This window comes from Roseobacter sp. MH60115 (genome assembly GCF_015644665.1).
In the GTDB taxonomy this organism is placed as follows: Bacteria; Pseudomonadota; Alphaproteobacteria; order Rhodobacterales; family Rhodobacteraceae; genus Roseobacter.
This window is the reverse complement of sequence record NZ_JADOBQ010000004.1, coordinates 522,954-529,659: the sequence shown is the minus strand read 5'-3', so window position 1 is coordinate 529,659 and position 6,706 is coordinate 522,954. Positions and strand designations below refer to the sequence as shown.

General features: G+C 58.7%; 7 protein-coding genes and 1 tRNA gene. 5 read left to right on the top strand and 3 right to left on the bottom strand.

Annotated elements, in window-relative coordinates; genetic code table 11:
- Positions 1–311: 311 nt before the first annotated feature.
- Positions 312–387, bottom strand: a tRNA-Lys gene (locus ISX84_RS15655).
- 106 nt (positions 388–493) lie between these two features.
- Here ISX84_RS15655 and dapF point away from each other — a divergent pair.
- The 5 genes from dapF to ISX84_RS15630 all read left to right on the top strand — a co-directional run bounded on the left by dapF (position 494) and on the right by ISX84_RS15630 (position 4,132).
- A complete protein-coding gene (dapF, locus tag ISX84_RS15650) occupies positions 494–1,327 on the top strand; it encodes a diaminopimelate epimerase (protein ID WP_195821339.1) in 834 nt (277 codons plus the stop codon).
- Positions 1,324–2,577 carry a tRNA (N(6)-L-threonylcarbamoyladenosine(37)-C(2))-methylthiotransferase MtaB gene (gene mtaB / locus ISX84_RS15645; RefSeq protein WP_195821303.1) on the top strand — a complete coding sequence of 418 codons (1,254 nt, stop codon included), beginning with the start codon at positions 1,324–1,326 and terminating at the stop codon, positions 2,575–2,577. The genes dapF and mtaB overlap by 4 nt, the downstream gene beginning before the upstream one ends.
- Before the next feature lie 91 nt (positions 2,578–2,668).
- Complete coding sequence (locus ISX84_RS15640) at positions 2,669–3,031, top strand: putative quinol monooxygenase (protein ID WP_195821302.1); 363 nt, start codon at positions 2,669–2,671, stop codon at positions 3,029–3,031.
- Between the two features lie 146 nt (positions 3,032–3,177).
- Positions 3,178–3,852 carry a Crp/Fnr family transcriptional regulator gene (locus tag ISX84_RS15635; protein ID WP_195821301.1) on the top strand — a complete coding sequence of 225 codons (675 nt, stop codon included), beginning with the start codon at positions 3,178–3,180 and terminating at the stop codon, positions 3,850–3,852.
- Positions 3,853–3,982: 130 nt separating this feature from the next.
- Positions 3,983–4,132, top strand: a complete 150-nt coding sequence (locus ISX84_RS15630) for a hypothetical protein (protein WP_195821300.1) — start codon at positions 3,983–3,985, stop codon at positions 4,130–4,132.
- 431 nt (positions 4,133–4,563) lie between these two features.
- Here the strand turns inward: ISX84_RS15630 and ISX84_RS15625 are convergent, their stop codons facing one another.
- Positions 4,564–5,352, bottom strand: a complete 789-nt coding sequence (locus tag ISX84_RS15625; RefSeq protein WP_195821299.1) for a cytochrome c1 — start codon at positions 5,350–5,352, stop codon at positions 4,564–4,566.
- Positions 5,353–5,365: 13 nt separating this feature from the next.
- Positions 5,366–6,694, bottom strand: coding sequence for a cytochrome b (gene petB, locus ISX84_RS15620; protein ID WP_195821298.1), 1,329 nt, complete (start codon positions 6,692–6,694; stop codon positions 5,366–5,368).
- Positions 6,695–6,706: the final 12 nt, after the last annotated feature.

The window sequence follows — 6,706 nt, the reverse complement described above, 5'->3', positions numbered from 1 at the left end:
GTTCTTTGTGTCGCAGCATATGGACGCGCCAAAGCTGCCTTTCATGGCCACAACAGCATTGGTCAAATTGGGCTCACTGCGGAAACAGATCCGTCTGCTGCAAGGAAAACGAGCTTAGCCGGGCCAAAGGCTTGCCTCGCCACTAATCTTACAAAGAGCCATCAGTAGCGGGTCGCGAATAACCCCGCCTTCCGTATGCACGATAACTGTCCAGATGAGGTCGTTTGTCCCCCATATGTCCCCCAGCATCGCTGCGCTGGGCAAATGCGAGCACGCACCCGACGTCAAGTCGCTGATTTTATTTGATTTAGTGGTGAGCCGTGCAGGATTCGAACCTGCGACCCACTGATTAAAAGTCAGTTGCTCTACCAACTGAGCTAACGGCCCACTAGAGCGCTTACTTAGAAAGGCGCCGGGGGAGGGTCAAGCCCTTATTTGGTGTTTTCGCAAGGACATACTGGATAGTTTTGCAGCATCAGCTTATATGGCCGAAATGCGCAGCGATGATCATACCGGATTGCCCTTCATGAAGATGCACGGGCTTGGCAACGACTTTGTTGTGCTGGATGCGCGCGCGCAGAAAATCGACGTCACGCCGGATCTCGCGCGTGCGCTCGGCGACCGGCATCGCGGGGTCGGGTTTGACCAGCTCGCGGTCATGACAAACGGTGCCGACGCGCTGCATCTGACCTTTTTCAACGCCGATGGATCGGGGGCCGCCGCCTGCGGAAATGCCACCCGCTGTGTCGCCCATCATGTCATGCAGGAAACCGGTCAGGACAAGCTGCACCTGACAACCGAGCGCGGCGCGCTGGAGGCGCGGGACATGGGCGATGGCCTGACCTCGGTGAACATGGGGCACCCGCAGTTGGAGTGGGCTGACGTACCGCTTGCGCGGGCGATGGATACGCTCTCCTTACCGATTGAGGGCGCACCGGTCGCCACGGGCATGGGCAACCCGCATTGCACCTTCTTTGTCGAGGATGTGGACACGATCGATCTGGCTGCCTTCGGCGCTGCACACGAACACCACCCCTTCTATCCCGAACGCACCAATGTACAGGTGGCGCAGATCATTCGGCCGGACCACATTCGCATGCGTGTGTGGGAGCGTGGCGTGGGCATCACGCTGGCCTCCGGGTCTTCGAGCTGTGCGACTGCCGTCGCAGCGGCCCGCCGCGGGCTCACCGGGCGGTCGGTGCGGATCGATCTGGACGGCGGTACCCTCTATGTCGACTGGCGCGACGACGGTGTCTGGATGACCGGTCCCACCACACATGTCTTCAGCGGGGTTTTGACCCCGGAATTCTTGGCGTCTCTATCATGAATGCGCCTGTTTTCTCCACCATGGGCTGCCGCTTGAACGCCTATGAGACCGAGGCCATGAAGGAGCTCGCCGACGCGGCAGGCCTGAGCGACGCGGTTGTTGTGAACACCTGCGCCGTGACAGCAGAGGCTGTGCGCAAGGCCCGTCAGGACATTCGCAAGCTGCGCCGCGCCCATCCTGATGCCCGGTTGATCGTGACGGGGTGTGCCGCGCAAACCGAACCGGAGACCTTTGCGCAGATGCCCGAGGTTGATGCCGTGATCGGCAATACTGAAAAGATGCAAGGCGCGACCTGGCAATCGCTGGCGACGGATTTCATCGGTGACACCGAGGCTTTGCAGGTCGACGACATCATGTCCGTGACCGAAACGGCAGGTCACCTGATCGACGGCTTTGGCACGCGCAGCCGCGCTTATGTGCAGGTGCAAAACGGCTGCGATCACCGCTGCACCTTCTGCATCATCCCCTACGGTCGTGGCAATTCGCGGTCCGTACCTGCTGGCGTGGTGGTCGATCAGATCAAGCGACTGGTCGATAAGGGTTACAACGAGGTCGTCCTGACCGGCGTAGATCTGACAAGCTGGGGGGCGGATCTGCCTGCCACGCCGAAACTGGGGGATCTGGTCATGCGCATCCTGCGCCTTGTGCCGGATCTGCCCCGCCTGAGGATCAGCTCCATCGACAGTATCGAGGTGGATGAGAACCTCATGATGGCCATCGCAACCGAGCCACGCCTGATGCCCCACCTGCACCTCTCCCTGCAGCATGGCGACAATATGATCCTGAAGCGGATGAAACGGCGGCACCTGCGGGACGACGCAATCCGCTTTGCCGAGGAGGCGCGCAAGCTGCGCCCTGATATGACCTTTGGGGCAGATATCATCGCGGGCTTTCCGACCGAAACCGAAGCGATGTTCCAGAATTCGCTGGCGCTGGTGACCGAATGCGATCTGACGTGGCTGCACGTCTTCCCCTACTCCGCCCGTCCCGGCACGCCCGCCGCGCGTATGCCGGCGGTTGACGGAGCCGTGATCAAGCAGCGTGCCGCGCGGCTGCGAGAGGTCGGTGCGGCGCAGGTCCAGCGTCACCTACAAAGTCAGACCAACCGACAACATCACGTGCTGATGGAAAGCCCGACTATGGGGCGCACCGAACAATTCTGCCCGGTCGAGGTCGCAACACCGCAGGTCGAAGGGTCCATCGTGACGCTGACAACCACCGATCACAGCACGGACGCGCTCCTGGCCTGATCCGGACGTCCGGCTCTCTGCGACACTAGAATTCTCGTGACAACACGCCGGGATGCTCGCTACTCTGGAAACACCTTGTGGGAGAGGTGTATTGGAAGATCACATTGAATGGGTCCTGGAAATGACCATCCAGGACGGCATGTACGACGGTGTCCAGCCATTGATTGACGAAATGGTTGCCGCGACCCAGGCCAATGAGCCCGGCGCACTGGTCTATGACTACCATCTGACGGAGGACAAGACGCGGTGCACGGTGCTGGAGCGCTATGCAGACAACGATGCTGCCTTGCTCCATTTGCAAAACTTCGGGGCACATTTCGCAGATCGGTTTCTGGCAGCCTTCGCACCAGAGCGCTTTACGGTCTATGGCCCGTCCAATGATGCATTGCGTGCCGCACTTTCCGGGTTCGGAGCAACCTTTGAAACCCGGGTCGGGGGCTTTTGTCGCATGTGACCGGCACGGATCGATCATTCACATCAAACCCGCAGGTACAGCGCTTTCACCATAGACGGAGGCTCCCGTTTTGATTGAAAGGCTCCACGTGGCAAGGTACGCTTGGCAGTTCTGAACACCAGGCGTCAGGAAAGAAAGAAACCTCGATGGACACAGTCACATTGCCAAAAACCGGGTTCCTGGCCCATGCGTCTCAGGATTTGTCCAACCTGATGGCCTCTGTCGCGACAGAAGTGTCCCTGGACGAAGGTGAGGTCCTGTTCGAGCAGGGCGACATTGGCGAGACGCTCTATGCAATCGTCTCCGGCTCGCTGGAATTCAGCGTGCTGTCACGCGAAGGGCGCAAGCTGTCGCTGGACGTGATGCGGCCCGGCGCGCTCTTTGGTGAGATCGCGCTGTTCGATCCCGGCACGCGCACCGCCACAGTGACCGCTCTCGAACCAACACGCCTGCGCGGTGTCAAGAACGCCGACATGCTGCGTGCGATCCGCAAGGCGCCCGATCTGGGCATCGACATGATCCAACTGGCGGGCGAACGGATGCGCTGGATGAGCAGCCAGCTCAACGAACAGGTCTTTCTGCCGATGCCTGCGCGACTGGCCAGAAAGATCCTCTACCTGACGGTGGACGGGTCAAGGCAACTGGCCATACTGCCTCTGTCACAGTCGGAATTGGCTGAATTTGTCGGCGCCACCCGCGAAGCCGTTTCCAAGACCCTGTCCTTGTGGAAACGCGCGGGCGTGATCGAAGCGTCGCGCGGCGGGGTTCGCGTTCTTGACCGGAACGCTTTGCAGGTCATGGCGGACTTACATCAGATTTAATCGCGCCCCATGTGAACCGCTTCACAGACCCCGATTCGATTTTGCTGCATCTTGAGGACAGGTTGGGACAGAAAGTCCTGATCTGACACCACCGCAATTTCGGGGGTGTACGGCAAAAAGGGGCTTTAAGATGACACGCCGCAGTGAAAAACAGACCGACCGTGCGAGGGTTACGCCGTCGACATCCCCGGTCAGGACAATGCTTGCCTGGCTGGTGGAGGCGGACCGCGAGTTCCGCGCCGCCCAGTCCATGGTCGAGAAATTTCACCGTCGCTTCTGAGAGGGGTGAGGTTGAGATGGCTGTAACACTGACAATCAAGATGGGATCTGCGGTAACACAGGCCAGACTGGGTGCATTTTTTCGCGCCCAGCCACGGCAAAAAAATCGGAAAGAATTTGGCCAATGTGACCCAGTTCACATACGGCGATTCCCAATTGACGTATTGCTAATGCATTAGTGGTGACCGGTAGCGAGTAACTGCCCTGAATTACGGGGCACACAGCGGGTACGAAAAAAATTCAACGGTACGGGACAGGAATGAGATCACGGCGAAAGACGCGTTTAGCTGCCAACTAGTCGTGAGACCTCGGACCACCTAATTCTGACTCTCCCCAGGGTCTGTCATTAGCCTTCCTACGAAGGCGCAGACAGAAAACCCCCCGCGCGATCTCGCACGGGGGGTTTTTTTGTCCGACCGTCGAAAGCTGAGGTTAGCTGAGATCCTTGCCCTTGACCGGTGCCCAGAGGCGTTTGTTGGTCAGGTAGAGCAGGACAGACAGAAGTGTGAGCAGCATCACACCTGCAAAGCCCGCCTGCTTGCGGGCCATCATCTTCGGCTCCGCCGTCCACATCAGAAAGGCCGATACGTCCTCGGCGATGTGGTGAATGTCATTCTCATGCCCATCCGCATATTCAACGTCCTCGCCATAAAGCGGCGGCGCCATGGAAATCCATCCTCCCGGGAACGCCTTGTTCTCATAGAGGATCACACCGGCTTCTTCTTTCTCCTCACCGGTGTACCCGGTCAGCAGGGAAGCGATGTATTCTGGTCCGCCGATGCCTTTGAAGAATTGGTTGATCCCCAGACCGTATGGCCCGTGAAAGCCTGCCCGTGCCTTTGCCATCAAGCTCAGGTCCGGTGCATTTTCGAGACCGGATGCCGGGAAGTGATCCGAGGGGAGCGCCGTGCGGAAATCATCCAGCTCAGGATCGAAGACTTCGAAGTTTTCCGCGTAGGCACGCACCTGATCCTCGGGCATCGAGGGACCGCCCTCTTCGGACAACGAGCGGATCGGTACGAATTTCAGGCCGTGGCAGGCGGCACAGACTTCCGTGTAAACCTGCAGACCGCGTTGCAACTGGTTCTGGTCATATGTGCCGAATGGACCTTCGAAGGAGAAATCGAAGTCTTCGATATGCGTGTCATAGGCGCCAGCCGCCAGACCGGCTGTGGCCAGACCGAAGGCCGCCACAGCACTGAGTGTAAGAGTTCTGAACATGATCTTTGGTCCTTTATTCAGCAGGCGTGGCGTCCGAAGACTTCGGATAGTGCGAGGTGAAGTCATCTTCGATGGTGGCCGGTTGCGCGACGGGTTTCTCGATCACGCCAAGAAGCGGCAGGATGATCAGGAAGTATGCGAACCAATAGGCAGAGCCAATCAGAGCGATGATCGGGTAGATACCCTCGGCGGGCATCGCACCCACCCACATCAGGACGAAGAAGTTCACGACAAACAGCCAGAACCACCACTTCAGCATCGGCCGATACCGCGCGGAACGTACCGACGAGGTATCAAGCCACGGCACAAGCGCCATCACAGCGATCGAGCCGAACATCGCCAGCACACCGAAGAACTTGGCGTCGATGATTCCACCGGTGATGAAGGAGGCGAACTGTACTGCCCAGACCGTATCATCAAAGGCCCGCAGGATCGCGTAGAACGGCAGGAAGTACCATTCGGGTACGATATGCGCTGGCGTCGCCAGGGGGTTCGCTTCGATGTAGTTATCCGGGTGTCCGAGGTAGTTCGGCATGAAACCGACAACAGCGAAGAAAACCGCCAGAATAACCGCCAGGGCAAAGAGATCCTTGATCACAAAGTAGGGCCAGAACGGCAGGGTGTCTTTCTCCGCTTCTTCCTTCGACGTGCGCCGTACCTCAACCCCTGTGGGGTTGTTGTTGCCCGTGGTGTGGAAGGCCCAGATGTGAACCACGACGAGGCCGAGGATCACAAAAGGCAGAAGATAGTGCAGCGAGAAAAAGCGGTTCAGCGTGGCATTGTCCACCGCTGGCCCACCCAGAAGCCACGTCTGCAGGGCTTCACCGATGAACGGGATAGCGCCGAAGAGACCAGTGATCACGGTTGCACCCCAGAAGGACATCTGGCCCCAGGGCAGTACGTAGCCCATGAAGGCTGTGCCCATCATCATCAGATAGATCAGCATACCGATGATCCAGGTAATCTCGCGCGGGGATTTGTAAGATCCGTAGTAAAGACCGCGAAGGATGTGCGCGTAGACCGCCACAAAGAACAGGGACGCGCCATTCTGGTGCAGATATCGCAGCATATAGCCGCCGTTCACGTTGCGCATGATGTGCTCGACCGACGAAAACGCGTGGTCGACGTGCGGGGTGTAGTGCATCACCAGTACGATACCGGTCACGATTTGCAGCACCAGCACGAAGGTCAGAACGATGCCCCAGATCCACATCCAGTTCAGGTTCTTCGGTGTGGGGATCATCAATGTGTCATACATGAGCCCGACAATCGGCAGGCGGCTGTGCAGCCACTTTTCACCGCCGGATTTTGGCTCGTAATGGTCGTGAGGAATTCCAGCCATCAGGTTTCTCCC